The organism is Ruegeria sp. BJ5 (assembly GCF_056537865.1).
In genome coordinates this window covers 12,579-39,542 of sequence record NZ_JBQFSH010000005.1, presented here as the reverse complement: position 1 = coordinate 39,542, position 26,964 = coordinate 12,579, and the positions used below count along the sequence as shown (strand labels likewise).

25 protein-coding genes are annotated in these 26,964 nt (G+C 63.7%); 6 read left to right on the top strand and 19 right to left on the bottom strand.

The genetic code is table 11. The annotated features are described in order from the left end of the window. Positions 1-10: 10 nt before the first annotated feature. From ACR0NY_RS15610 to ACR0NY_RS15595, 4 genes are all read right to left on the bottom strand, one after another. On the bottom strand, positions 11-1,195 hold the full coding sequence (locus tag ACR0NY_RS15610) for an amino acid aminotransferase (protein WP_170369970.1): 1,185 nt from the start codon (positions 1,193-1,195) through the stop codon (positions 11-13). After that, entirely contained in the window at positions 1,195-2,049 is an 855-nt protein-coding gene (gene sseA / locus ACR0NY_RS15605) for a 3-mercaptopyruvate sulfurtransferase (protein WP_170365657.1), read from the bottom strand. Before sseA ends, ACR0NY_RS15610 begins: the two co-directional genes overlap by 1 nt. Before the next feature lie 80 nt (positions 2,050-2,129). Further along, positions 2,130-2,399, bottom strand: a complete 270-nt coding sequence (locus ACR0NY_RS15600; protein WP_170342531.1) for a CBU_0592 family membrane protein — start codon at positions 2,397-2,399, stop codon at positions 2,130-2,132. A 22-nt stretch (positions 2,400-2,421) separates the two neighbouring features. Next, positions 2,422-2,985, bottom strand: coding sequence for a helix-turn-helix domain-containing protein (locus tag ACR0NY_RS15595; RefSeq protein ID WP_170342533.1), 564 nt, complete (start codon positions 2,983-2,985; stop codon positions 2,422-2,424). Positions 2,986-3,090: 105 nt separating this feature from the next. Here ACR0NY_RS15595 and ilvD point away from each other — a divergent pair, with 105 nt between their 5' ends. Continuing rightward, positions 3,091-4,923, top strand: a complete 1,833-nt coding sequence (ilvD, locus tag ACR0NY_RS15590; protein WP_170342535.1) for a dihydroxy-acid dehydratase — start codon at positions 3,091-3,093, stop codon at positions 4,921-4,923. A gap of 199 nt (positions 4,924-5,122) precedes the next feature. On the opposite strand, the gene ACR0NY_RS15585 is transcribed toward ilvD, so the two are convergent. Then, entirely contained in the window at positions 5,123-5,941 is an 819-nt protein-coding gene (locus ACR0NY_RS15585) for a sulfotransferase family protein (protein ID WP_170367498.1), read from the bottom strand. A 143-nt stretch (positions 5,942-6,084) separates the two neighbouring features. Between ACR0NY_RS15585 and ACR0NY_RS15580 the strand changes: the two genes are divergently transcribed. Then, positions 6,085-7,662, top strand: coding sequence for a DUF5928 domain-containing protein (locus tag ACR0NY_RS15580; RefSeq protein ID WP_170369972.1), 1,578 nt, complete (start codon positions 6,085-6,087; stop codon positions 7,660-7,662). 44 nt (positions 7,663-7,706) lie between these two features. Here the strand turns inward: ACR0NY_RS15580 and amaB are convergent, their stop codons facing one another. Together amaB and ACR0NY_RS15570 are read right to left on the bottom strand one after the other, a co-directional pair. Continuing rightward, positions 7,707-9,221 carry an L-piperidine-6-carboxylate dehydrogenase gene (gene amaB / locus ACR0NY_RS15575; RefSeq protein WP_170369974.1) on the bottom strand — a complete coding sequence of 505 codons (1,515 nt, stop codon included), beginning with the start codon at positions 9,219-9,221 and terminating at the stop codon, positions 7,707-7,709. Positions 9,222-9,223: 2 nt separating this feature from the next. Further along, complete coding sequence (locus tag ACR0NY_RS15570) at positions 9,224-10,330, bottom strand: saccharopine dehydrogenase family protein (protein WP_170369976.1); 1,107 nt, start codon at positions 10,328-10,330, stop codon at positions 9,224-9,226. A gap of 245 nt (positions 10,331-10,575) precedes the next feature. Here ACR0NY_RS15570 and ACR0NY_RS15565 point away from each other — a divergent pair, with 245 nt between their 5' ends. After that, a complete protein-coding gene (locus ACR0NY_RS15565; protein WP_170369978.1) occupies positions 10,576-11,574 on the top strand; it encodes a LacI family DNA-binding transcriptional regulator in 999 nt (332 codons plus the stop codon). On the opposite strand, the gene ACR0NY_RS15560 is transcribed toward ACR0NY_RS15565, so the two are convergent. Beyond that, positions 11,575-12,708 carry a Gfo/Idh/MocA family protein gene (locus tag ACR0NY_RS15560; protein WP_170369980.1) on the bottom strand — a complete coding sequence of 378 codons (1,134 nt, stop codon included), beginning with the start codon at positions 12,706-12,708 and terminating at the stop codon, positions 11,575-11,577. 43 nt (positions 12,709-12,751) lie between these two features. Continuing rightward, the gene (locus ACR0NY_RS15555; RefSeq protein ID WP_170369982.1) at positions 12,752-13,855 is read right to left on the bottom strand and encodes a Gfo/Idh/MocA family protein; all 1,104 of its coding nucleotides are present in this window, start codon (positions 13,853-13,855) and stop codon (positions 12,752-12,754) included. 96 nt (positions 13,856-13,951) lie between these two features. On the opposite strand from ACR0NY_RS15555, the gene ACR0NY_RS15550 reads away from it, so the two are divergent. From ACR0NY_RS15550 to ACR0NY_RS15540, 3 genes are read left to right on the top strand one after another with little or no spacing between them, the layout of a single operon-like run. Then, entirely contained in the window at positions 13,952-14,956 is a 1,005-nt protein-coding gene (locus ACR0NY_RS15550) for a PfkB family carbohydrate kinase (RefSeq protein WP_170342549.1), read from the top strand. A gap of 9 nt (positions 14,957-14,965) precedes the next feature. Then, positions 14,966-15,802: a 5-deoxy-glucuronate isomerase gene (locus tag ACR0NY_RS15545; RefSeq protein WP_170369984.1), complete on the top strand. Its 837-nt coding sequence runs from the start codon at positions 14,966-14,968 to the stop codon at positions 15,800-15,802. Continuing rightward, positions 15,799-16,638 carry a class II fructose-bisphosphate aldolase gene (locus ACR0NY_RS15540; protein ID WP_170342552.1) on the top strand — a complete coding sequence of 280 codons (840 nt, stop codon included), beginning with the start codon at positions 15,799-15,801 and terminating at the stop codon, positions 16,636-16,638. Before ACR0NY_RS15545 ends, ACR0NY_RS15540 begins: the two co-directional genes overlap by 4 nt. A 42-nt stretch (positions 16,639-16,680) precedes the next feature. Here ACR0NY_RS15540 and ACR0NY_RS15535 read toward each other — a convergent pair whose 3' ends face one another. The 10 genes from ACR0NY_RS15535 to iolG all read right to left on the bottom strand — a co-directional run bounded on the left by ACR0NY_RS15535 (position 16,681) and on the right by iolG (position 26,953). Beyond that, entirely contained in the window at positions 16,681-17,097 is a 417-nt protein-coding gene (locus ACR0NY_RS15535; RefSeq protein WP_170369986.1) for a VOC family protein, read from the bottom strand. Between the two features lie 90 nt (positions 17,098-17,187). Then, the gene (locus ACR0NY_RS15530) at positions 17,188-17,946 is read right to left on the bottom strand and encodes an SDR family NAD(P)-dependent oxidoreductase (protein ID WP_170369988.1); all 759 of its coding nucleotides are present in this window, start codon (positions 17,944-17,946) and stop codon (positions 17,188-17,190) included. Next, positions 17,943-18,749, bottom strand: a complete 807-nt coding sequence (gene iolB, locus ACR0NY_RS15525) for a 5-deoxy-glucuronate isomerase (RefSeq protein WP_170342557.1) — start codon at positions 18,747-18,749, stop codon at positions 17,943-17,945. Before iolB ends, ACR0NY_RS15530 begins: the two co-directional genes overlap by 4 nt. 43 nt (positions 18,750-18,792) lie before the next feature. Continuing rightward, a complete protein-coding gene (locus ACR0NY_RS15520; protein WP_170369990.1) occupies positions 18,793-19,974 on the bottom strand; it encodes a phytanoyl-CoA dioxygenase family protein in 1,182 nt (393 codons plus the stop codon). A 43-nt stretch (positions 19,975-20,017) separates the two neighbouring features. After that, positions 20,018-20,917: a myo-inosose-2 dehydratase gene (iolE, locus tag ACR0NY_RS15515; protein WP_170369992.1), complete on the bottom strand. Its 900-nt coding sequence runs from the start codon at positions 20,915-20,917 to the stop codon at positions 20,018-20,020. Beyond that, entirely contained in the window at positions 20,914-22,746 is a 1,833-nt protein-coding gene (iolD, locus tag ACR0NY_RS15510; protein WP_170369993.1) for a 3D-(3,5/4)-trihydroxycyclohexane-1,2-dione acylhydrolase (decyclizing), read from the bottom strand. The genes iolE and iolD overlap by 4 nt, the downstream gene beginning before the upstream one ends. Before the next feature lie 158 nt (positions 22,747-22,904). Further along, on the bottom strand, positions 22,905-23,726 hold the full coding sequence (locus tag ACR0NY_RS15505; protein ID WP_170369995.1) for an ATP-binding cassette domain-containing protein: 822 nt from the start codon (positions 23,724-23,726) through the stop codon (positions 22,905-22,907). Position 23,727: 1 nt separating this feature from the next. After that, positions 23,728-24,834 (bottom strand): ABC transporter permease, encoded by a 1,107-nt coding sequence (locus tag ACR0NY_RS15500; RefSeq protein ID WP_170369997.1) that lies wholly within the window; start codon positions 24,832-24,834, stop codon positions 23,728-23,730. 62 nt (positions 24,835-24,896) lie between these two features. Continuing rightward, entirely contained in the window at positions 24,897-25,817 is a 921-nt protein-coding gene (locus ACR0NY_RS15495) for a sugar ABC transporter substrate-binding protein (protein WP_093963710.1), read from the bottom strand. A gap of 122 nt (positions 25,818-25,939) precedes the next feature. Further along, positions 25,940-26,953: an inositol 2-dehydrogenase gene (gene iolG / locus ACR0NY_RS15490; protein WP_170369999.1), complete on the bottom strand. Its 1,014-nt coding sequence runs from the start codon at positions 26,951-26,953 to the stop codon at positions 25,940-25,942. Between the last annotated feature and the right edge of the window lie 11 nt (positions 26,954-26,964).

Below are 26,964 nucleotides of genomic sequence, written 5' to 3'. Positions count from 1 at the left end.
ATGCCTAACCTCAGACGCCGACGTCGATGATGGCCTTGGCCAGGATCGGCACGGTGGCCTCATTCAACCCGGCGATGTTCATACGGCTGTCGCCGACCATGTAGATGCCGTGCTCAACCCGCAGTTTCTCGACCAGTTCGGGCGCGGCGCCCAGGCGCGAGAACATGCCGCGGTGCTGGGCCAAGAACCCGAACCGGTCCGATCCGCTCAGCCGCTGCAGCTCGTCCGCCAGTTGGCGGCGCAGGCCGAGCATCGACAGGCGAACCTCCTCCAGTTCGGCCATCCAGTCGGCGCGCAGACCCTCATCCATCAGGATCGTGGTCACCACGCGTGCGCCGTGATCCGGCGGGAACGAGTAGTTCTGGCGGTTCAGAAACGCCAGCGTGCCCTGGTTCAGCGCGGTCTGGCCCGCATCGGCGCTGATGGCCATCAGCAGACCGGTCCGCTCGCGATAGACACCAAAATTCTTCGAGCAGGACGCCGCGATCAGGCATTCCTTGACCGACGAAGCGACAAGCCGGGTCGCCTGCGCATCCTCGTTCAGACCGTCGCCAAAGCCCTGATAGGCGATGTCGATCATCGCCACCAGGCCGCGGTCGTTGATCAGGTTCACCACTTCTTGCCACTGGACCATGTTCAGGTTGGCGCCGGTCGGGTTGTGGCAGCAGCCATGCAGCAGCACCACGTCGCCGGCCTTGGCGGTCTTGAGGTCCTCGATCATGCCGTCGAAATCGACGCCACGGGTTTCCTCGTCAAAATAGCGGTAGGCGACGGTTTCGATGCCCAGGTAGTTCAGGATCGAGATGTGGTTCGGCCAGGTCGGGTTCGACACGAACACCCGGGCCGAGGGGTTGGCCATGCGGATCAGCTCGAACGCTTGCCGGCAGGCGCCTGTGCCGCCCGGGGTGGCCACGGCGGCGATATTGGCGCGCGCCACGCTGGTGCCCAGAATCAGCGTGATCATCGCATCGGCATAGGCCGGGTCACCGGCCAGCCCGGTATAGGCCTTGGTCTGCTGTTCTTCCCAGATGCGGTGCTCGGCGGCCTTGACCGCGCGCATCACCGGGGTCACTCCATTGGCGTCTTTGTAGACGCCGACACCCAGATCAATCCTCTGCTCGCGCGGGTCCTCGCGATACATCTGCATCAGGGCCAGGATCTTGTCGGCTGGCTGCGGCTTGAGATTTTCGAACATCAGGAGTCTCCGGTTGCGACGGGCAGGGTCGGGAAGGCGCCCCATTCGGCCCAGCTGCCGTCATAAAGCGAATGGTCTTTCTTGCCCATGCGCTCGAGCGCAAGGCTGAGGATCGCGGCGGTCACGCCTGACCCGCAGGTGGTGATGGCGGGTTTCGACAGATCGACGCCTGCGGCTTCGAACACCGCGCGGCAGTCCTCGGGCGATTTCATGGTGCCATCGGCATTCAGCAACTGTCCGAACGGCACGTTGCGCGAACCGGGGATGTGCCCCGCCCGCAAACCCTCGCGCGGTTCAGGCTGGGATCCGGCAAAACGGTCGGCGGCGCGGGCATCGATGATTTCGTGATCGGCCAGCTTGGCGGCGGCTGAGACCTGGGTCACGTCGCGGACCAGGTGGTTCTGCACGCGCACGGTCATGTGGCGATCGCGGATGACAGGGGGCAGATCCTCGATTTCGCGCCCTTCGGCGACCCATTTGGGAAGGCCGCCGTCCAGAACGGCGATGTTCTCCTGCCCCATCAGGCGGAACAACCACCAGACCCGCGCCGCCGAGAACAGGCCCGCGCCGTCATAGACAACGACCTGATGGCCATCGCCGACACCCATCGCGCGCAGGCGCGACATGAATTTCTCGACCGGAGGCGCCATGTGCGGCAGGTCCGAGCGGTGGTCCGAGATCTCGTCGATGTCGAAGAACCGCGCGCCAGGAATATGTCCGGCCTCGTATTCGGCGCGGGCGTCGCGCCCCTGCTGCGGCAGGTACCACGAGGCGTCGAGAATCCGCAGATCCGGGTCCTTGAGGTGGGCGGCAAGCCACTCGGTGGAAACCAGGGTTTTTGGATCGTCCAGCATCAAAGCCTCCCCTTTACGCGCAGGGATTTCCCTATACGCGCAAGGGTGCGGGTTCAAGGCTGGATCGGGTCCCTGCGGCCCTATCGCGCCCGTCGCAGGCGGAAATGCTGGATGATGCCGATCAAGCTGATGGCGATCCAGAAACTTTCGATCAGCATCGAGGCCAGGTTGAAGTTCTGCAGCAGCGAATAGACGATCAGAACCGACCCCACCAGGTTGACGACCGGAAACGCCAGATCGTCAGAATTCATCATCCGCATCTGGGTGGCGAAATAAGCCGCGACCACGATCAGCGCCCCGAAGGACCCGATGCCATCGGCCAACGTCAGGCCGTTCAGGAATTCCGTCATCGGGTCATCTCCTTCTGCCGTATCAACCGGCCGCGGCGGTCGCGGACCGGTGTCCGTAGTGATGCATGTTCAGAAACGCCGCGCCCTCGGGCCCGGCGCGATAGCCATGCGGCAGATCGGCCGAAAAGCGCAACCCCTGGCCCGCGCTCAACGGCACCCATTCGCCGTTCCGCAGCACCTCGAGCGCGCCGCTCAGCACAAAGACTTCCTCGGTCACGCCGGCGGCATGGGCGGGGGATTCGTGGCATTGGTTGCGGTCCAGTTCGACGTGAAAGGTCTCGGCCCCCAGAACCGGGTCGAAGGGAAAGACGATCTTGACCTTCAGACTGCCCGGAAAGGTCACGGTGCGGAACCGGGCCGCGTCCGCTGGATCGCGCAGGGCGCTGGTGCCGATCAGCGCGCTCAGCGGCATCTGGAACCCCTTGGCGATCTTCCACAGCGTCGCGATGGTGGGGCTTGATTCGCCGCGTTCGATCTGACCCAACATGGCCTTGCTGACTCCGGTCAACTCGGCCGCTTTGGCCAGGCTCAGCCCCGATGCTGCCCGGACGTCTCTGAGTTTCAGGGTGATGTCGTCCGATTCCATGGTCATGTCCCGCGATTTACCTTGTGCGTTATAACGCACATGTGTTACGTGCGCTATAACGCACGCAACACTGGTTTTGCAACCGGGCAAAAGGGAAACAGCATCATGCCAATGTACCGATCCAGAACTTCGACCCATGGCCGCAACATGGCCGGTGCCCGTGGCCTGTGGCGCGCCACCGGGATGGGCGACGACGATTTCGGCAAGCCGATCATCGCCATCGTCAACTCGTTCACGCAATTCGTGCCAGGGCACGTCCACCTCAAGGATCTGGGTCAGATGGTCGCCCGCGAGGTCGAGGCCGCTGGCGGTGTAGCCAAAGAGTTCAACACCATCGCCGTCGATGACGGGATCGCCATGGGCCATGACGGGATGCTGTATTCGCTGCCCTCGCGCGAGATCATCGCCGACAGCGTCGAATACATGGTCAACGCACACTGCGCCGATGCGATGGTCTGCATCTCGAACTGCGACAAGATCACCCCGGGCATGCTGATGGCGGCAATGCGGCTGAACATCCCGGCCATCTTCGTCTCGGGCGGCCCGATGGAGGCCGGCAAGATCGACATCGCCGATCTGGATGTGAAGAAGATCGACCTGGTCGATGCCATGGTCGCCGCCGCCGATGACAAGTACACCGACGAGCAGGTCAAGCATATCGAAGAAAACGCCTGCCCCACCTGCGGATCGTGCTCGGGCATGTTCACTGCGAACTCGATGAACTGCCTGGCCGAGGCGCTGGGTCTGGCGCTGCCGGGCAATGGCTCGACCCTGGCCACCCATGCCGACCGCAAGGAGCTGTTCCTGGAAGCCGGGCGCCGCATCGTCGAGATCACCAAGCGTCACTACGAGCTGAACGAGAAAGGCTTCCTCCCGCGCGAGATCGCGACCTTCGAGGCCTTCGAAAACGCCATGAGCCTGGACATCGCCATGGGCGGCTCGACCAACACGGTGCTGCACCTGCTGGCCATCGCGCATGAGGGCGGGGTGGATTTCACCATGTCCGACATGGATCGGCTGAGCCGCAAGGTGCCCTGCCTGTGCAAGGTCGCGCCCAACACCGAAAACGTCCACATGGAGGATGTGCATCGCGCGGGTGGCATCTTCTCGATCCTGGGTGAGCTGAGCCGCGCCGGCCTGCTGCATGACGACTGCTGCACGGTGCATTCGGCCAGCATGGCCGAGGCCATCGCCAACTGGGACATCACGGTGACCAACAACCCCAAAGCGCAAGATCTGTTCAAGGCCGCCCCCGGTGGCGTGCGCACGACCCAGGCGTTCAGCCAGTCGAACCGCTACAAGGAACTGGACACCGACCGGGCAAACGGCGTGATCCGGTCCAAGGACCATGCGTTCAGTCAGGATGGCGGTCTGGCTGTTCTGTTCGGCAACATCGCGCGCGACGGCTGCATCGTGAAGACCGCAGGTGTGGATGAGAACATCCTGAAATTCACCGGAACCGCCTATGTCTGCGAAAGTCAGGACCAGGCGGTGAACGACATCCTGACTGGCAAGGTCAAGGAAGGCGACGTGGTCGTGATCCGGTATGAAGGCCCACGCGGCGGGCCTGGTATGCAAGAGATGCTGTACCCGACCTCGTACCTGAAATCCAAAGGTCTGGGCAAAGCCTGCGCGCTGCTGACCGACGGTCGCTTCTCGGGCGGCACTTCGGGTCTGTCGATCGGGCACGTCTCGCCCGAGGCGGCCGAAGGCGGTGAGATCGGTCTGGTGCAGAACGGGGACACGATCGAAATCGACATCCCAAACCGCTCGATCCACCTGGCCGTGTCCGACGAAGAGCTGGCAGCCCGCCGGGAAGTCCAGGACGAAAAAGGTTGGGTTCCCGCTGCACCGCGCAAGCGCAAGGTGTCCACAGCACTGAAGGCCTATGCCAAGCTGGCCACCAGCGCTGCAAAAGGCGCGGTGCGTCAGGTCTGAACGCTGACGGCCCGCGTCATGCGGGCCGGTCCGTTGCCTGAAACCGAAGTGCTCCCGCGCCTGACAGGACCCATCGGCTGCGCCGCTGCCTCCTTCAGTCTTGGGCCGGGCGCCGCGCTGTGCGCGGCGCCCGGCCCAACCAGAGGAGATGTCTCGTCAGAGACATCGACGATGGGCGGGAGCACTCCGGAAAGTTGGGTCAGTCACCCAATTTGGCGTGAATCTCATCCAAGTCGATTTCACCTGTCGGCATCTTGTTGGCCGGGTTCTCGAAATCGTATTTGAACAGTTCGAAATCCTGCTTGTAGATTTCGTAGACCAAGTGCATCGAAAGGTCGTCGAAATAATCCTCGACAGGATGCGCACGTTTGGGGCCGTGGCCTTCGGATTCGTTGAAGCGCGGGATCTCGGACAGGGTCACGGGATGCGGGGTTTCCAGCGCGTCCAGCACGCCTTGCATCCCGTCATTGAATTTTTCGGTCCAGAAAATCCGGTCGTAGCGCCCGCCATTCACGATGAAGGTCGACACATGCCCCGACATGGCCGACCAGTGAATGTCCGGGTCCATTGGCCGCCGCCAACGGATCGTGTCGCGGGCAAACAGAAGAAACCGGCGGAAACTGGCGATCTGGTCGAATTCGCCCTTGCCGTCCTCGCCCCCGACCTCGATACCGTAATTGTAGATCAGCGTCGGCACCAGATTGCCACGGTACCGTTTCCCGTTGCGCTGGATCCCGCAGATCTTGTCGAAGAACGAGCTGAGGATCCGCGTGTAGGGGTTGCGCACGCAGGTGAACGCGAACGACTTGTGTCCGCGCACATTGGCCGAGATCACATCCTGGCTGTGGTCAAACGCCCATTTGTGCATCCCGTCTTTGGCGTCGTGGATATCGCCGTCAAAGAACCGACCGTGATCCGAGTAATACATGATCTGCCCGATGGTCGAGCAGGCGCATTTGGGCACCACGCGATAGACCATGCTTTCGCTTTCGGTCATCCATGTACCGGGAAATCCCATCTGCCATGCCTCCTTAGCCGGCCGAGTCTCAAGGTGATGCGCCAGCTTTTGACGCCAGAGAAGCAAAAATATTCTGTTTATTCAATCGCTCATCCTCAGTATCACGGTTGGAACCGGGCAGTAACGGACTTCATGCAACGCCAATGGCCAAGATCGCCTACATTCTGCTGTGTCACAAAGACCCTGATGCGATTATCGCACAGGCCGAACGGCTGACGGCCGCAGGGGACTGCATGGCCATCCATTTCGATGCCAGCGCATCCGCCCGGGATTTTGACCGGATCCAGACGGCCCTGAAAAGCAATCCCAATGTGATCTTCGCGGCCAGGCGGATCAAATGTGGCTGGGGGGAATGGTCGCTGGTGCAGGCCACACTGAACGCGGTGCACGCCGCAGTCGACGCCTTCCCGCGAGCCACCCATTTCTACATGCTGTCAGGCGACTGCATGGCGATAAAGACCGCGGAATATGCGCATCGGTTTCTGGATGAAACCGACAAGGATTTCATCGAAAGCCACGACTTTTTCGAAAGCGACTGGATCAAGACCGGCATGAAGGAAGACCGGCTGATCTATCGCCACTATTTCAACGAGCGCACGCAGAGCAAACTGTTCTATGCCGCCTACGAGGCCCAGAAACGTCTCGGCCTGACCCGCGAGATCCCGGAGGATCTCCAGATCATGATCGGCAGCCAGTGGTGGTGCCTGCGCCGCCGGACAATCGAGATGATCCTGGATTTCCTGGGCCAGCGTCGGGACGTGGTCCGTTTTTTCTCGACCACCTGGATTCCGGACGAGACGTTCTTTCAGACCCTCGTGCGCCACCTGATCCCCAAAACCGAAATCGAAAACCGCACGCTGACTTTCCTGATGTTCTCGGACTACGGGATGCCGGTGACGTTTTACAACGATCACTACGACCTTCTGCTGACGCAAGATTACCTGTTCGCCCGCAAGATCAGCCCCGAGGCGCAGTTGCTGAAGCAGAAATTGGGTGCGCTCTATGCCAGCGAAGGGGTCGAATTCCAGATATCGAACGAGGGACGGAACCTGCACGGATTTCTGACCGGCCGTGGCCGCGTGGGACGCCGGTATGCGCCCCGCTTCTGGGAGACGGCCAACACGCTGGGCGCCGATCGCGATCTGTACATGGTCGTCTGCAAGAAGTGGCATGTGGCCAAGCGGCTGATCGACCAGATCGCCTCTGAGACCAACCTGCCCTGCATCGAGTACCTGTTTAACGAGGAAGCCGCCCCGCTGCCCGATCTGGGGGGCTTGGAGACCACGCTGGTCAAACGATCCCGGCATCGCAGGGCGGTCACCCGGATGCTGTACGATCACTTCGGGACCGATCGGCTGCTGATCTGCCTGGATCCGGCCAGTCTGGATATCGTACAGGATTTCTGCTTGGACAAGGCGCGCACCCATGTGCTTGAAATCGAGTGCACCTATTCGGACGCGTATCTTGTCGGCCACGCCCACAGGGTCGGGTTGGCCGGAGAAAACAGCCCAGCCGCAACCGTCGAACGCCTCTTGCCGACGATCCGCAGCGATCTGGCCTATGAATCCGAACAGCTGCGCGGTGCCGGGATCGAGAGGTTCTTCCGATTGCGCGAAACCGCTGACCCGGCCGAGAACGTAGCCGCGATCGCGGGGTTCCTAGGGGTTTCCGAGGAGACCGCGCAGTCAATCATGCAGCTTGATTACCTGTTCACGGACTGAACGCAAGTGTTGGCCCGGCCGCACTAGGCCGCCGGGCCAGGTTTTCAGATGTCGAACTTCACGCCCTGCGCCAACGGCAGTTCGGCCGAGTAGTTCACGGTGTTCGTCTGGCGCCGCATATAGCCCTTCCAGGCATCCGAGCCGCTTTCGCGTCCGCCACCGGTTTCCTTCTCACCGCCGAACGCGCCGCCAATCTCGGCGCCCGAGGGGCCGATATTCACGTTGGCGATGCCGCAATCGGACCCGGCGGGCGACAGGAACTGTTCCGCCTCGCGCATGTTCAGCGTGAACACGCAAGACGACAGGCCCTGCGGCACGTCGTTCTGCATCTCAAGCGCCTCGTCGAAACCGTCATAGCCCATGACATAGAGGATCGGCGCGAAGGTTTCGGTCTTCACGATCTCGGTCTGGCCCGGCATTTCGACGATCGCGGGCTTCATGTAGACACCGCCCTCGGGCACGCCATCGGTCACGCGCTTGCCGCCGAAGACTGTGCCGCCCTCGGCCTCGGCCGCCTTCAGCGCAGCCTCCATCGCCTGCCCCGAAGCCTCGTCCACCAGCGGCCCGACCAAGGTGCCTTCGGCCAGCGGGTCACCGATGGGCAGACCGGCATAGGCCTTTTTCAGCCGCGCAACCAGATCGGCACGGATCGAGTTGTGCACGATCAGCCGCCGCAGCGTGGTGCAGCGCTGACCCGCGGTGCCCACGGCCGAGAACACGATGGCCCGCACCGCCATTTCAAGATCGGCCGAAGGGCCGACGATCATGGCGTTGTTGCCGCCCAGCTCCAGGATACACTTGCCGAACCGCTGCGCCACGATCGGCGCGACCGCGCGGCCCATCCGGGTCGAGCCGGTGGCCGAAATGATCGGCACCGCCTCGCTGGCCACAAGCGCCTTGCCCAGATCGGCACCGCCGATCAGCAGTTGCAGCAGCCCCTCGGGCGCGTCGCCGAACCGGGCCACGGCCTTTTCAAAGATCTTCTGACAGGCCATCGCGGTCAGGGGCGTTTTCTCGGACGGTTTCCAGATCACCGGATCGCCGCAGACCAGCGCCAGCGCCGCGTTCCACGACCAGACCGCAACCGGGAAGTTGAAGGCCGAGATCACGCCGACCGGACCGGCCGGGTGCCAGGTCTCCATCATCCGGTGGCCGGGGCGTTCCGAGGCGATGGTCAGGCCGTACAGCTGCCGTGACAGACCCACGGCAAAGTCGCAGATGTCGATCATCTCCTGCACTTCGCCCAGACCTTCCGAGGTGATCTTGCCGGCCTCCCAGCTGACCAGCGCGCCGAGGTCCTCCTTGGCAGCGCGCAGTTCCTCGCCCAGCAGGCGGATCAGCTCGCCCCGGCGCGGGGCGGGCACGGTGCGCCAGGCCTTGAAGGCCGCCGTGGCGCGGGCAAAGACCGCGTCCATGTCGGCAACGGGCGTTTCATGCACCCGCGCCAGCACGCGGCCGTCGATGGGCGAGCGGACCTCCAGCGTCCCGCCGGTCATCTCGGCCGCCATAAGGCCCAGTTTTTCGAGTGTGTGTTCTGCAGTCATGACTACGTCTTTCATGTTCAGGCCGCCTTGTTCTGGGGTGTCACATCGCCAGCACGGTACATCTGGCCGAATTCGGTGTTCAGGAAGTCATCCAGCCTGACCTGCTCTTGCCGGACAAAGCCCTTGGTGGGCAGCGCGCCCGTACGCATCAGGTCGGCCACGCCCAGAACGCCGGCGGCGGTGGTGATCTGGATCGCGCTCCAGATCTGGCCGTCAATGGTGCGGGCAAAGGACTTGTTGATCAGGGATTTCTCGCGCAGCGCGCCGTCGATCATGCCCTTGGCCGTGCAATAGACCAGAACCACGTCCTGATCGGTGCGCGGCAGCGCGGTTTCAAAGATGTCCTTCAACAGGTCGCGGCGCTGGCCTAGGCCCAGGTCGGTCAACAGCAGTTTCAGGATGTCGCGATGGCCGGGATAGCGGATCGAGCGATAGGACACCGCGCGCGCCTTGCCGGCCAGCGTCTCGGGCAAGGTGCCCAAGCCGCCCGACGTGTTGAAGCATTCGTATTCCACACCGTCATGGCCGATGATCTCGTAATCCTCGAGCGGCGCGGTCTTGACCCGGTCGCCATTCATGATGGCGTCGCAGGGGTTGCAGTATTCGTTGATCAGCCCGTCGGTGGACCAGGTCAGATTGTATTTCAGCGCATTGGTCGGATAGAGAGGCAGCGCGCCCACCCGCATGTGCAGGCTGTCCAGCGTGTCGAATTCGGCCGCCAAAGAGGCCCCCGCGATGCCGACGAAACCCGGGGCCAACCCGCATTGCGGCATGAAGGCGGTGTCACTGTCGCGGGCCAGTTCGCGCACGGCGTTGGTGGCGGCGACATCCTCGGTCAGGTCGAAATAATGCGCACCCGCGGCCTTGGCCGCCTTGGCGATCGCAGGCGTCAGGAAAAACGGTGCGGCCGAGATCACCGCATCGAACCCCGCCAGCCCCTGTGCCAGCCCGGCTTCGTCGCCCGCGTCGATCTGGCGGGTGGTGATGCCCTGCCTATTCAGCGCCGACAAGGCCGTAAGGTCATGGTCGGCCACGGTTACGGTATAGTCGTGCGATTTCTTCAACAGGGCGGCGATCATCTGTCCGATCTTTCCGGCCCCGACGACGCAGACGTTCCAACTCATTGTGCGCCTCCTCCTCTGCTCTGGTTCCAGTATGACCGCGCCGCCGTCCGGGCACAGCAATCGAGTTGACGAAACGGGCAACTTTTCCGTCATATTGACGAAAATTGAATCACAATGTCGGATCACGGCCGCAGCGTTTTGGAACCTGACGTCAGGGGTGGAAATGTCTTGCAACCGATTGCACCATTTTTGCAATGATGCGACATTCAACAGACCCGATCGACCGCACGAAGGAGACCAGGCAGGTGAGCGTTACGCTGAAGGAAGTTGCGGCCTTGGCCGGGGTGTCGCGGTCGGCGGTGTCGCGCACCTTCACGCCGGGCGCCTCGGTCTCGGCCAAGACCCGCGCCAAGGTGGAAAAGGCCGCCAAGGAACTGGGCTACAGCCCCAACGCGCTGGCCTCGTCGTTGACGACGGGGCGGACCAAGCTGATCGGGCTGATCTCGAACAACTTCCACAATCCCATCTTTCTTGAGGTTTTCGACCAGTTCACCCGCGCCCTGCAGGAACGCGGGCTGCGCCCGCTGATCGTGAACCTGACCGACGAGACCGAGCCCGCCAATTCCGTGCGCATGCTGCGGCAGTATTCGGTGGATGCGGTGATCGTCGCCTCGTCGACCTTGCCGCCCAGCTTTGCCAAGGCGTTTCACGATGCCGGCGTGCCGGTGGTGCACACCTTCGGGCGCTCGGCGACCTCGCCCGAGGTGCATGTGGTGGGCATCGACAATGTGGAATGCGGACGCATGGCCGCGCGCGAGCTGGTCGCGCGGGGCTATGCCAGCGTGGGCTATCTGGGCGGGCCGATCGATGCGACCTCGGCGCGGGACCGGCAACGGGGCTTTACCGAGGAAATGGCAAACCACCCGCAGGTTCCCGTCAGCCACTCCTTCGCTGGGGCCTACTCCTTCGAGGCCGGCCGGGCCGAGATGCTGCGCCTGCTGGCGGGTGACCCGGCGCAGGCCTATTTCTGCGGCGACGACATCCTGTCGATCGGGGCGCTGTCGGCGCTGGCCGACCACGGGCTGAAACCGGGTTCTGACATCGGGATCATCGGCCTGAACGACATGGAGATGTCGCGCTGGGAATACATCAACCTGACGACCATCCATCAGCCGATCAAGCAGATCATCACCTCGTCGGTCGATCTGGTGGAAGAGATGCTGAAGACGCCCGACCGCTACCCCGAGGCGCGGATCTTTCCCTGCCGGGTGATCGAGCGGGGCACGTTGCGGCCCCGCCCCTGATCAGCGGAACATCGGCGGGCGCGCGTCCTGCCAGGCGCCCTCGGCCCGGGCCGAGGCCACCGCTGCGTGCACCGCGGCAATCGAGCGGACGCCATCGGCGGCGTTGGGCAGCCCATCGCGCGGTTCGCCCCGGATCGCGTCGGCCAGATCGCAATAGATATTGGCCACGGCCAGCGGAAAGCCCTCGGGATGGGCAATCGCCACGCGCGACAGGCGCATCGCGTCTTCATGCAAGCCGCCCTCGCCCTTTTCGATGATCTGGGTTCGTCCACCGACTGGGGTGTAGATCAGCTGGTTGGGGTGTTCGGAGGCCCAGCGCAGCCCGCCGGTCTCGCCGAACACCTGGATATCGAACCCGTGCTGCCGCCCGATCGCAACGGACGAGGTCCACAACCGGCCCACGGTGCCGCCCTCCATCCGGAAATTGACCATGGCGTCGTCCTCCAGCTGGCGGCTGGGAATGGTCGAGGCCATGTCGGCCGACAGCGTCGCGACCTCGTCATCGCAGATGAAGCTGGCCATGTGCAGCGCGTGGATGCCGCAATCGGCGAATTGCCCCGACACGCCCGCCATGGCCGGATCATAGCGCCAGCGCACGCGCGGATTGTCCGCGTCAGTGGCATCCCCATGGTGGCCGTGGCTGAAATTGGTGACGACCAGACGCACCTTGCCGATCTCTCCTGCGCGGACCGTGGCGCGGGCCTGCCGCACCATCGGATAGGCCGAATAGCAGTAGTTGACCGCGCAGATCCTGCCCGAGGCCCGGGCCACGCGCACGATCTCCTCGCCCTCTTCCACGGTCATGGTCATCGGCTTTTCGCACAACACGTTGAACCCGGCCTCGAGATACGCCTTGGCGATCTCGAAATGGGTCGCGTTCGGGGTGGCGATGGTCACAAGGTCGATCCGGTCGGGCCGATCCTTTTCGCCGGCCAGCATTTCCTGCCAGTCGCCATAGGCGCGGTCGGCGGGCACACCCAGCCGCTGCGCATAGGCGCGCCCCGCCTCGGGTCGGTGGTCCAGCGCGCCGGCGGCGAATTCGAACAGGCCGTCGGCCTGTGCGCCCAGACGGTGGGCGGGCCCGATCTGGCTGCCTTCTCCGCCCCCGATCATGCCCCATTTCAACTTTGCCATGGTCTTGGTCTCTCTGCGAACGATGTTGGAAAACGTGCCGGGCCTAGAACGCGCCGACGTCCTGCCAGCCGCGACTGTCGGCCGAGGCCAGCGCCGCCGCCAGCACCCGGTTGACCTCGTGCCCATCCCGGAAGGTGGGCCAGATGTTCCGGCCGGAGTGAATGGCGGTCAGAAAATCCTTGGCCTCGATGATGATCTGATCCTGATAGCCGGTGCCGTGGCCAGGACCCTGGCAGAAGGGTTCATAATCGGGATGCGCCGGACCGGTCAGAATCTTGGTGAAGCCGCACTGGGCCTCGGGGCCTTCGCGGCGATAGAGCCACAGGGCGTTCTGATCCTCCTGGTCAAAACGGATCGCGCCCTTGGTACCCGAAATCTCGTAGGCATAGCCCATTTTGCGGCCGGTCGCGATACGGCTGAAATAGAGGTTCCCCATGACGCCGTTTTCAAACCGGCACATCATCTGGGCGTGATCGTCATTGGTCACCGCGCCGCCCGGCCGGGTGTGGTGAACGGTTTCCACATCGGCCATGACCTGCGCGATCGGTCCCACCAAGGCCAGCGCGCCATTGACCATGTGCGGCGCCAGATCGCCGATGGTGCCGTTGGCCATGCCGGTCGTGCGCCAGGTCGCCGGGGCCTCGGGGTCGGCATAGAAATCCTCGGTATGTTCACCGCGGAACCATGTGATGTCGCCAATCGCGCCGTCGGCGATCAGCTGGCGGGCAAACTGGCTGGCCGGGGTGCGGATATAGTTGAACCCGACCATGTTGACGGTGCCCGAGGCCTCGGCCGCCGCCACCATGGCACGGCTGTCCTCAAGCGACGCGCCCAGCGGTTTTTCGCACAGCACCGGCTTGCCCAGCGCCAGCGCCGCCTCGGCTATCTGCCGGTGGGTGGACTGGGGCGATGCAATCACGACGGCCTCGACCACCGGATCTTTGACCAAGGTCTGCCAGTCGGCGGTGGCACGGCGGAACCCGTAGGCGGCGCGGTAGCGTTCGGCACTGTCAAGGCTTGAGGCGCAAATCATCTCGAGCCGCGGTCTGAGCGCGGTGTCGAACACGGCGCCCACGGCGGACATGGCCACCGAATGGGCTTTGCCCATATAGCCGCCTCCGACGATTCCAATTCCGATTTCTCGCATTTTGGGCGGCTCCGAACATACTGATTGCAACCGGTTGCAAAATCAGTATCGTGAGAATCGATCCAATGCAAGGTCCATCGGATCGGCGGGATCAAAATGCCTGGGAGGTACAGTTTGAGTCACTTGATCGACGGCATCAAAGGAAACCGGTTTGCCGTTTTCGGGCGCGCTGGCATGGACATGTTCGCCGATCCGGTCGGTGTCAAAAGCGAACATGCCGACATGTTCCGCGCGGACTTGGGCGGTTCGTCCGCGAATATCTGCGCGGGTCTGGTCAAGCTGGGCAGCCAGGCGTCGCTGATCACCTCCGTCTCGGATGACGCGGTTGGGCGGTTCTGCCTCAACAAGTTGCATCACTATGGTGTCGACACCTCTTTCATCCGCGTCGTCGGCGGTGAATACCGCATGTCCTTGGCGGTCTATGAAAGCTGCATCGAGGACTTTCAGAACGTCATCTACCGAAACGGCGCCGTCGATTTTCAGGTCACCGAAGATGACATGGACCGGGTCGACTATGGCCGTTTCAGCGCGGCGATCTCGGCCGGAACCGTGTTTGCCGCCGAACCGTCGCGCAGCGCCACCTTCCGCGCCTTCGAAAACGCGCGCAAGGCCGGGCTGCCGGTGATCTTCGACATCGACTACCGGCCCTACAGCTGGCCTTCGGCGCAGGTCGCCGCCGACGTGCTGTCGCGCGCGGGCGAGGCCAGCGACATGATCGTCGGCAATGACGAAGAATTCGGCTTCATGGCCGGTGGGATCGAGAAAGGCTTCCGGAAAGCCTGCGATCTGGCCGAGAAACCCGGCCGCATCGTCATCTACAAGATGGGCGAAAAGGGCGCCGTGACCTTAACCGACGGGCAAGAGATCCACACCGGCATCTACCCGGTCACCGCCGTCAAACCCAACGGCGCGGGCGACAGCTTCATGGCCGGGCTGCTGGCCTCGATCGCGGCGGGCCATTCGCTGGAACAGGCGGTGTTGCGCGGCTCGGCCTGCGCCTCGATCGTCGTATCCAAACCGGGCTGCGCGCCCGCCATGCCAACCACCGAAGACCTGGACGCTTTCCTTGCGTCCCACCCCGGCCCCACCCCGGCCGGATAGGAGAGCCCGATGCACATCCCCCCGTTCGACAACCAGAACAAACCCATCGTCGATGTCGATGACCCGACCGTACCGTTGAACTATTTCAACATCGTCAAGTTGAAGCGGGGCGAAGCCTTTGAATACCAGGTCCCAGGGTACGAGACCTGCATCGTGCCCGCCACCGGCAGCGTCGATGTGGATGTCGAGGGCGTGCACTTTGCCCATCTGGGCAACCGGGGCGAGGATGTCTGGGATGGCGAGCCCGAGGGGGCTTATGTCCCGTCAGGGGCAAGGGCGCAGATGGTCTGCGTGTCGGAAACGGCCGAGGTGTTCGTGGCCGGCGCAAAGTATGACAAGGTGCTGGACCCGTTCGACGTGCGCGAGCATGACTTGGTGCAATATGGCAGCGACGACACCAAGACCCATCGCAAGATCAAGCATATCCTGGGCCAGAAACAGCATGACAAGGTCGGCCGCCTGCTGGTGAGCGAGCTGTTCACCGTGGGTCAGGGCGGCTGGTCGGGCTTTCCCAGCCACAAGCACGACACCAACCGCCTGCCGGACGAGACCCGGCATGACGAGACCTACAATTTCCGTTTCAAACCGAACTGGGGCTCGGGCCTGCAGATGCTGCAGCGCGAGGACAACGCGCCGGGCGATGCCTATCACATCGTCGATGGCTCGACGATCTGCATCGACAAGGGCTATCACCCCTGCTGCGTGCTGCCGGGATACGAGATGTATTACTTCACCATCCTCGGCGGGCTGACCCAGCGGTCGCTGGTGCAGTATTTCCAACCCACCCATGCCTATCAGATCGAAACGATCCCGGGCATCAAAGACATGATCGCCAAGTTCAAATGACCCTCGTTACGCTCAAAGACGTCCTGCAACCCGCCTATGAACAGGGCTATGCCGTCGGCGGCCTGGTGACGCTGGGCTGGGAGGACATGCGCGCCTATGTCGCCGCGGCCGAGGCCGAGAACGCCCCGGTGATCCTGCAGGCCGGCCCCAGCTGCCGCGAACACACGCCGCTGCCGGTTCTGGGCAAGATGTTCCGGTATCTGGCCGAAAACGCCTCGGTGCCCGTCGTGGCGCATCTGGACCACGGCTATACGTTCGAGGAGTGCAAGATCGCGCTGGACAGCGGGTTCACCTCGCTGATGTTCGACGGATCGCGCAAGCCCCTGCAGCAGAATATCGACGAGACCGCCGGGATTGCCGAAATGGCCCACGCCGCCGGGATCTCGTGCGAGGGCGAAATCGGCTTCGTCGGCTATTCCGGCGGCGAAGGCTCGGCCGGGACCGATCCGGACGAGGCAGCCACCTTCGCCGCCCAGACCGGCGTGGATGCGATGGCGATCTCGGTCGGAAACGTCCACCTTCAGCAGAACAAGGAAGGTGGACTGGACGAGGACCGCATCCGCCGGATTCAGGCCGTGACCAACGTGCCGCTGGTGATCCATGGCGGTTCGGGCGTGCCCGTGGAACAGCGCGCGCGGCTGGCGCGTGAAACCGCGATCTGCAAGTTCAACATCGGGACCGAGCTGCGCATGGCCTTCGGCGCCGCCCTACGCGAGGCCGTAAATCGTGACCCCGACCGGTTCGACCGGGTGACGATCCTGAAGGAAACCCATGACCCGGTTGAGGCCGCCGCCCGCACCGTGATCCGCGCCTTTGGTGCGCCGCCGCAGCGCTAAGCGTCCCGACCTGGGCCGTTCTGCAGAATACGCAGGCGGGTCCTAGTCGTCACGCCCCGGTTCGTTTGGATTGCTGGAAAACAGGGCGATCTTGTTGCCCTGTGGGTCCCGCAGATAGCCGACATAGAAACGCGGCCCGTACATGGCGCGAATGCCCGGCTGGCCTTCGTCAGACCCGCCGGCCCGCAGCGCGGCGGCGTGCAGGTCGCACACCTGCTGCTGATTGCGCGCCTCGAACGCGACCATCGCACCATTCCCGGCCGAGGCCGCGGCCCCGTCAAAAGGCGGTTTGACATAAAATTCCGGCAGAACCGGCTGCTGGCCCGGCGGCACCGGCAGGGCGAAACTCAGCCCTTCTGGGCCTTCCTCCAGCGCATAGCCGAGATCCGGCAGAAAGGCGCAGTAAAACCGTTTTGCACGCGCGATGTCGTCCGCGCCGACCGTGACATAGGAAATCATGCCGCATCTTCCCTTGCAGGGTGTCAATCCGTCAACCGGCACCAGCGCATCGGCGCACGTCGATTCCGGGCATGGAAGGCCCCAAGGTCGTCAGATCGAGCCGCCCTCGACCATGAAGTTCCCGGCACTGCACATGGCCGCGTCGTCCGAGGCCAAAAACAGCACCATCCGCGCCACATAGACCGGGTCGATCGGATCAGGCAGGCATTGGCGGTCGATCTGTTTTGCCAGCGCCTCGGGGGTGACCCACAGGTCTTTCTGGCGCTGGGTCATGATCCAGCCGGGCACGACCGTGTTGACCCGGATGCGGTGATCGCCCAGTTCCCGCGCCATGGTGCGGGTCAGGCCGTGCACTGCGGATTTCGCGGTGGCATAGGCGGGAAAGCCCGCGCCGGCCTCCCACCAGGAATTCGAGCCGATATTGATGATCGACCCCGCGCCCTTGCCGATCATGCCGGGCGCCACGGATTGGATGGCAAAGAACATGTGGCGGAGGTTGGTCGCCATGCGCTCGTCCCAATAGTCCAGCGTCACCTCGCGCCAGTCGTGCCGGTCGTCATGCGCGGCGTTGTTGACCAGAACGTCCGCCGCGCCCAGCGCGTCGGCGAGTTCCTCGAATGCCGACCGCAACGCCGCGATGTCGCGCAGGTCGCAGGCGGCAAAGGCGTGGTTTCCGTCCAGTTCGGCCAGCAGCGTGTTTCCGCCCTCGGCGTTGATGTCGACAAAGCCGACCTTGGCCCCCTGCTCGGCAAAGCCGCGCACGATCTCGCGCCCGATGCCCGAGGCCCCGCCGGTCACGAACACCGTGCGCCCCTTGAGGCCGGGATAGATGGCAAAGGTCTTGGTCATTTGTCGCGCTCCATGATCCATTCCACTTCGGGCGCCGGAACGAAACGCCATTTGCGCAGCGGCCCGGCCATGACGTTCAGGTAATACATCTCGAACCCGTAGGGCGCCCCGCAAGGGTGGTGCCCGCGCGGCACCAGTACCACATCGCCATCGGACACGGCCATGGTTTCGTCCAACTGACCGTCATCGGTATAGACGCGCTGGATGCCAAAGCCGCTGGCCGGGTTCAGGCGGTGGTAATAGGTCTCTTCCAGATAGGTGATGCGGGGATAGTCATCCTCGTCATGCCGGTGGCTGGGGTAGGATGACCAATGGCCGCTGGGGGTAAAGACCTCGGTCACCAGCAGGCTGTCGGCGTAATCCTCGGCCTCCATCGCGATGTTGTTGATGTGGCGCGTGTTCGTTCCCTTGCCGCGCTCGGTCAGGGTGATGCCCTCGGGCCCGATCCGGCGCGGGGCATGGCCGCCCTTGCCCGGGGCAGAGCACACGGCGATCACGCAATCGGTTTCGGCCGTGGCCTCCCACTCGGTGCCGTTGGGCAGGTACAGGCAATGGGGCGGAGATTTTTCGAACACGTTCATCCGGTCGCCCAACACGCCCCAATCCTGCCCGGCGCCGGTGATCCGGGCCTTGCCCTCGACCATCACCAGAATGACCTCGCGGTCGCCGGTGACCTCGGCGGCGCGGTCGCCGGCCCGCAGGTGATAAAGGCCAAAGCCCACAAAGCGCCAGCCGGCGCTGGCCGGCGTGATGTCATGCACCTTGCCGTGGGTTCCGAAGGGTTTTCTCAGAAGTTCTGCCATCGGTTTCACCTGTGTTGGGGCAGCACCAGCCGCCCGGGTTCCGTCATGCCGCCTGCCGCGCCTGCAGCGCGTCCAGCGCCTGTTCCAGCTGCGCCTGCGTCCAGCTGTCCGACACCGCCCGGCGCAGGATGTCGGCCTGGCTGGGCGGAGCGTTTCCGCCCACCGGCGGATCGGTATCCAGATTGGTCGGAAAGGGATAGCCTTCGGCGGTGGCCGCGATTGCGGCGTCGATCCGGGCATCATCCAGATTGCCACGCTGTTTCAGCGCCATCAGTGCGGGGAAAACGGCCACACACATCGCATTGCGGTCCACAGCCTCCATCGCCCGTCCGAAGGCCGACGAAACCTGCAGAAGGTTGGCCATCCGGTGGATGTCGGCGCTGCTGTTTTCGCCGGCGGCATGGAACAGCGCCGGGTTGAAGAACACCGCATCGCCCTTGGCCAGCGGCAACTGGATGCAGGCCCGTTCGAAATGCGCCCGATGCGCGTCGTCGTGGAACGCGACATAGCCGGGGCCATACAGCTGCGAGAAGGGCAACAGCTTGGTCGGGCCGCTCTCGATGGGCATGTCACAATGGGCAACCGCGCCCTGCAGGGTCAGCGCGGCGGTGACCATATGGGCATGCGCCGGGAACTGCGCCGCCTTGTCGGCGGTCTGGAACCCCAGGTGATAGTCGCGATGCGCCTGCTGCGCCTTGCCGCCCGGCCGCACCTGGTTGATCTGCGCGGTCATCTGGTAGTCGGGGCCCAGCCAGGCCTCGCAGGCGGCGGCAATCGCCGTGTTGCCGAAATAGAGCGCAAAGCCCTCGGGGTCGCGCAGGCATTGCTTTTGCAGCGCGTTCCACACCCTGTCATTCGCGCCCGAGGCCGCAAAGTGATCGCCCTCGCCACCCCCGGCCTGACGCTCATCTTCGATGATCTGGCGAAACACCTCGGTCGCCCGGTCGATGACCGCGGCATCGGCATAGGCGCCTTTCAGCGCGATCACCCCGGCCGACTGACCCAGAACCCAGCCCCATTCTGCCAGCAGGGCGCGCCGTGCTTCGGGCGTTTCCAAGGCGGGGCGCAGCGCATGCATGTCATAGATCGGCACGTCCTTTTCCACCGCGGCCGCGTGGGGCACCTGCTCGGGCAGCAGACTTTGCGAGGTCAGCACCTTGAATTCGTCCAGATCACAGGACTCACGACCGAAATAGCCGACGAAACCAGGTTGCTGATGGACCATGAAACGCTCCTTTCCCATGGCGGCGCCCCGGGGGCGCGAAAGATCAGGCCGTGATCGTCAATCCGGCCTGACTGCAGACCTCGACGATGTGGTCATAGCCCATCTTCGAGTATTCATAGGGCGGCGCCTTGGCCGGGTCCTGCTCGGCCTCGACCACGATCCAGCCTTCGTAATCCATGGCTTTCAACGCATGGGCGACCTCCTGAAAGTCGATGCAGCCATCGCCGGGCACCGTGAAGGCCCCTGCGATCACCGCATCCAGGAAACTGCGCCGGTTGCCGCGCGTGTCGCGCACGATGCCGGGGCGGATGTCCTTGAAATGCACGTGGTGAACCCGATCACCCCAACGGTTCAGCGTGGCCAGCACATCACCGCCGCCGAACAGCAGATGCCCGGTGTCAAAGCACAGCCTCACCTCGGGGCCGGATCCGTCCATCAGCCAGTTCACGTCATCTTCGCCTTCGATGATCGTACCCATGTGGTGGTGATAGGCCATCGGCATGCCCTCATCGGCCATCCACTTGGCCAGTTCGGTGATCTTGGCGCCGTAGGCCTTGATCTCGTCTTTCGACAGCTGTGGGCGGTCATTGACCGGGGTGCCGATCTGGCCCTGAACCGTGTTCGAGCATTCGGCATAGACGATGCAAGGGCTGTTCAGCGCCACGAACTGTTCGACCTGTGCGCGCACCGCGTCGCGTTCGGCGGCGAAGTCATTGACCAGCGAATTGCCCGAACACCAGCCGCCGCACAGGGCAAGGTCATTTTCTTCCAAGTAGGCGCGCAGGCCTGCGGTATCGGCGGGCATGCGCTGCCCGCGCTCAACCCCGGTATAGCCGATCTGACGCGCCTCTTTCAGGGCCTGCTCCATCGTGAACGCCGCCGTCAGGTCGGGCAGGTCGTCATTTTGCCACGCAATCGGAGAGATGCCGATCTTCACGCTCATTTGGTGTTTCTTTCCTTGATGGCAGCCTCGTAGGCCGCACGTTTTTCTTTCACTGCAGGGCGGGTGCTGACCTCGGGCACCGCCACTTCCCACCACGTGCCGCCATATTCGGTCGAGGGGTACGGGTCGGTGTCGATGACGATCACATAGGGGCCTTTGACTTCAGCGCGCTTTGCCAGCGCCTCTTCCAGCTCGGCGATCGAGCCGACCTTGACCGAGGTCGCCCCCATCGCCGCCGCATGGGCCGCAAAGTCGATGGCCGAGGGCGTCTCGTGCACCGCATGGTCCAGCAAGTTGTTGAACTCGGCCCCGCCGGTGCCCATCTGCAGCCGGTTGATGCAGCCAAAGCCCCGGTTGTCGGTGATCACCACGGTGAAGGACACGCCCATCATCGCCGCCGTCGCCATTTCCGAGTTGGCCATCATGTAGGTGCCGTCCCCGGTGAAACAGATCACGTCGCGGTCGGGCTGGGCCATCTTGATGCCCATGGCGCCGGCGATCTCGTAGCCCATGCAGCTGAAGCCGTATTCCATGTGATAGGTCCCCGGACGCGGCGCCTTCCACAGCTTGTGCAGCTCGCCCGGCATGGTGCCGGCGGCGCACATCACCACCGTGTCGTCATGCGCCGCGCGCTGCACCGCACCCACCACCTGCATGTCGGTGGGCAGCGCGTTGGCGTCGCCCGGCGCATCGGTCAGCGCATCGACCTTGGCAAACCACTCAGCCTTGAGCGTGTCGGCCACCGGATCGGCGCGATAGCCCTGCAGGGCTGCGCCCAGTTCCTCGATCCCGACCCGCGCGTCGGCCAACAGCGGCATCGCGCCGTGTTTCGCGGCGTCATAGGCGGCGGTGTTCAGGCAGACCATCTTGCGCTCGGGGTTGGAAAACAGCCCCCAGGACCCGGTTGTGAAGTCCTGAAACCGCGTGCCGATGCCTAGGATCAAGTCCGCCTCGGCGCATACGGCGTTGGCGGGTTCGCCCCCGGTCACGCCGACCGGACCCAGGTTCAGCGGGTGATCCCAGGCCAGGGCCGATTTGCCGGCCTGCGTTTCGGCCACGGGAATGTTGTGGGTCTCGGCCAAGGCCTGCAGCGCGTCGGTCGCGCCGGAGTAATGGACACCGCCGCCGGCCACGATGATCGGGCGTTTGGCTGACAGGATGGCCTCGGCGGCGCGGGCCAGCTCGGCTGCGTCGGGGCGGATGCGGCGCTGATGCCAGATGCGCGGCTCGAAGAAGCTGAGCGGATAGTCATAGGCCTCGGCCTGCACGTCCTGGCAAAAGCCCAGGGTCACCGGCCCGCAATCGGCCGGGTCGGTCATGGTGCGGAAGGCGCGCGGCAGGGCGGTCAGCAGATGTTCGGGCCGGGTGATCCGGTCGAAATAGCGGCTGACCGGGCGGAAACAGTCATTGGCGCTGACGGTGCCGTCGGTGAAATCCTCGGTCTGTTGCAGAACGGGGTCGGGGCCACGGCTGGCGAACACATCGCCCGGCAACAGCAGCACCGGCAGGCGGTTCACATGCGCCAGCGCGGCGGCGGTGACCATGTTGGTCGCCCCGGGCCCGATCGACGAGGTGACCGCCATGGCGCGGCTGCGCCGCATCTGCTTGGCATAGGCGATGGCGCAATGGGCCATGGTCTGTTCATTGTGACCGCGATAGGTGGGCAGGCTGTCGCGCACTCCGTGCAGCGCCTCGCCCAGACCGGCCACGTTGCCATGGCCGAAAATCGCCCAGACACCGGCGATGAAGGGCTCGCCGTCTTCGTTCATCTGCGCGCCAAGGTAACGCACCAGGGCCTGCGCCGCGGTCAGTCGGATTGTCTTGCTCATCATGATCCCTTTCAGAACGAGGCCGCTGTGGGCAATCCGTTGCAATCATTCTGTCGTGAAAGGATCCGACACGCCCACCACCCGGACCGGGTGGCCCGGCCTCCCGGACCCTGGTGATTTTGGTGCCCCGCATGATGCGGGACACCGGGGAGAAACCTTCAGACGGTACCGCCCAGCGACCCTTCCAGCTCGGCCATCTCCTGCCCGCCGGCCATCATGTCCTGCAGCTCTTCGGGCGAGATCTCGCCGCGCCGGGCGGTGCCCAGCGTCTTGCCGCGGTTCAGAACCGTGAACCGGTCGCCCACGGCCAGCGCGTGCCGGACGTTGTGGCTGATGAAGACCACGCCGATGCCCTGGTGGCGCACCTTGTCGATGGTGGCCAGCACGTTCGATGTCTGCCGCACACCCAGTGCCGAGGTCGGTTCGTCCAGGATCAGGATCTTGGCGCCGAAATAGACCGCGCGGGCAATCGCCACGGTCTGACGCTCACCCCCCGACAAAGTGCCTACCGCCTGATCGGGGCCGCGCAGGTTGATGCCCATCTTTCGCATCTCTTCCATGCAGACCTGGTTGGCGTGTTCGATGTCGAACCGTTTCAGCAGGCCTTTCCCCTTGGTCGGCTCGCGCCCCATGAAAAAATTGCGCGTGACGCTCATCAGCGGGATCATCGCCAGGTCCTGGAACACGGTGGCAATGCCCGCCTCCATCGCGTCGCGGGGCGTGTCGAAGGACATCGGCTGTCCTTCGAAATAGATCTCGCCCTTGGTGGGTTTGTGCACGCCCGACATCGTCTTGATGAAGGTCGATTTGCCCGCCCCGTTGTCACCCAGTAGACAGTGGCATTCACCCGGCTTGACGTCGAAACTGACGCCCGCCAACGCGATGATGTTGCCGAAATGCTTTTCGATCTCTTTCATTTCGACGACCGGGGCCACGTCTTTGACCGCATCGCCGTGATGGAACTTGGTATCTTCGGTCATGTCAGCGCTCCCCGGTTACGCGTTTGCGGATCGCGTTGTTGAACAGGACGGCGATCAGCAGCATCGCCCCCAGAAACACCTGGAACCAGTCCTGATCGAAATCGGTATAGGTCAGGCCGATGACCACCATGCCGAAGATAATCGCCCCGAAGAATGCCCCGATGGCCGAACCATACCCGCCGGTCAGCAAACAGCCGCCGATCACTGCGGCGATGATCGCCTCGAACTCCTTCTGGAAGCCGCGCCGCGCATCGGTCGAGCCTGCATCGATCACGGTTATTATCGCCACCAGCGCGGCACAGCAGGCGGTCAGCATGAACAGTGAAATCTTGACCCGGTTCACCGGCACACCCGAGTTCGACGCCGCAACCCGGTCGCCGCCCGAGGCGAAGATCCAGTTGCCGGCCGGGGTGCGCAGCAGAACATAGGTGGCGGCAATGGCGAAGGCCACGAACCACAGGATTTCAACCGGGACACCCGGCACTTTGGGCGCGCCACTTTTGAACGTGTCGATCAGGCCCTTTTCGGCAAGCCAGGTGAACAGGCTGCCGAAGGCTTCGCCGGAAAAGAACGGCGCGAGCCAGTCATTTTCGACCTGATCGCGCACGCCGCGCAGCTGGGTCGACCCGCCGGTGGCCGCCTTGAGCCCCACCAGGGACAGGCCGCGCAGAATGAACAGAAAGGCAAGCGTCACGATGAAGGATGGCAGGCCCGAGCGGATGACGATGGTGCCGTTGATTGCCCCGACAAAGGCGGCAAAGACAAAAGTCATCGGGATCGCGGCCACCAAGGGCAGTTGCCAGGTCACCACGCAGACCCCGAAGAACAGGCCGGCAAAGGCCACCATGGAGCCGATCGACAGGTCAAACTCGCCCCCGATCATCAGCAGCGCCGCGCCGATGGCCAGAATACCCAGTTGGGCGGCCGGGGTCATGAAGTTCATGATGCCGGCAAGCGTGAACATCGATTCATCGGCCGTGATGGCGAAGAAGATGAAGACAAGGATCGCCCCTGCGATGGCCCCCAGTTCGGGCCGCTTCATCAGCTTGGTCAGGAACGGCTCCTTCTTGATCCGTTCGTCCACCGCCACTTGTGCAGACTCGGTCATGGTTTCCTCCCGTTTGGCAGGGGCGGCGCCCTGACGCCGCCCCGATTTTCAGCCCGCCGGTATCAGCGGATGCCCTGAGCGGACAGCTCGACCACCTGACCGGCCTTGTCGGCGGTGATCAGGTTCGGACCCGAGGGCACGTTGCCGCCCGGCATCAGGCCGTACTTGGCGTTCAGCGCCATGAACACGACCGGCAGATAACCCTGCAGATACTGCTGCTGGTCCACCGCAAAGGCCGCGTCACCATCGACGATCGACTGCAGGAAGTTGGCCGACAGGTCGAACGAGGCCACGTTCACGTCGCGCCCCGACCCTTTGACGGCGGCCACGGTGGGCTCACCGGCCGAGCTTGCGCCCAGCGCCATCACGGTATCGACGCTTTCATCCGAAGCCAGAGCCGCCGACACTTTCGACTCAATCTCGGACGGATCGTTGGACGTCGGCAGAACGGTCACATTGCCGCCAAAGCCTTCAGCAAAGCCCGCACAGCGCAGGTCCAGCGCGACATTGCCGACCTCGTGGTTCACACAGATCGCATTCTTGCCGCCCATTTCGGCCAGCTTCTCACCGGCGGCCTTGCCGGCGTCGAATTCATCCTGACCCACATGCAGCGCCGCGCCCAACTCCTTGGACACGTCCGAGCCCGAGTTCATCGAGATCACCGGGATACCCGCGGCAACCGCGCGTTCGATCGAGGGGCCAAGCGCGTCGGCGTCCGGGATCGAGACGATCAGCCCGTCGGGCTCCTGGTTTACGGCAGCGTCGATCAACTGCGACATGGCAACCATGTCGAAGGTTTCGGGCGCACGGTACTCGACGTTCACGCCCATATCCGTGCCGGCCTGCTCGACCCCGTTCTTGACCACGTTCCAGAACGCGTCATTCGCCTGACCGTGCGATACCACGACGATGTCCTGCGCAAAGGCCGGAGTGGCCAGCGCCAGCGCGCCGGCGGCCAAAGCACCTTTGAAAAATTTGTTCATTTCGTTTCCTCCCACTAGGACAGATTTTTGTCTTGTCCGGGTCCTGGACCCATTCATCCGGCAAGGCCGAATCTCTGTCGCTCCGATACGCATCGGGGCCGTTTCAGTTTCAATACTTCACGTCATTTTGCAACCGGTTTCAAAATTTCCTCTAGCTTTACCGGAATACCCGTCCGGGCCGACCGGGTCGCAGCTTCGGCCAGGGCCAGCGCTGCGACGCCGTCTTCCAGCGGCACCGGCACAGCGGATCCGGTCTTGACCGCAGTCACGAACGCATCCCATTCCGCCCGATAGGCAGGCATGTAGCGTTCGAGGAAGAAGTAGGTCGGCTTGGCACTGATCACGCCATCGGCCGTGGATTTAACCAGGTTGTTCTCGAGCACGTTGCACGCCTGCAGCAGCCCGCCGGACCCCAACACCTCGACCCGTTGGTCATAGCCGTATACGGCCCGGCGAGAATTCTTGATGACGGCGATCCGACCATCCTTGTAGGTCATGGTGACGACGGCTGTGTCCACATCCCCTGCCTCGGCGATGGCCGGGTCCACGGTCGATGTGCCAACGGCCGAAACAGTGACTGGTACGTCACCCATGATGAAATTGGCGAGGTCGAAATCATGTATCGTCATGTCCCGAAATAATCCTCCCGAGACTTTCACATAGGAAATCGGGGGCGGGGCCGGATCAAACGAGGTGATCGACAGCAATTCCGGGCTTCCGATCTCGCCAGACTGAACGGCGGATTTCAATGCGCCGAAGCCCGGATCGAAACGCCGGTTGAACCCGATCATGACCGGCTGACCGGTACCTGACACGGCTCGCTGGCAGGCCAAGGCGCGGTTCAGGTCCAGATCGACCGGCTTTTCGCACAGAACGGCCTTGCCCGCGGCGGTCGCCGCTTCGATGAGGTCCGAATGCGTATCCGTCGGCGTGGCGATCAGCACCGCGTCGATATCCGGGTCGGCGATGATGTCCTCCGACGTCCGCGCCACGGCTCCATGAGCTTGCGCCAGACGTGCAGCGGCGTCTTCCATTGCGTCCGAAACCGCAACAAGCGTGCTGTCCGGGTGGTCCGAAATGGCTTGCGCGTGGACGGTTCCGATGCGCCCTGCTCCAAGCAATCCGATTCTGAGCATTGTGACCTCTG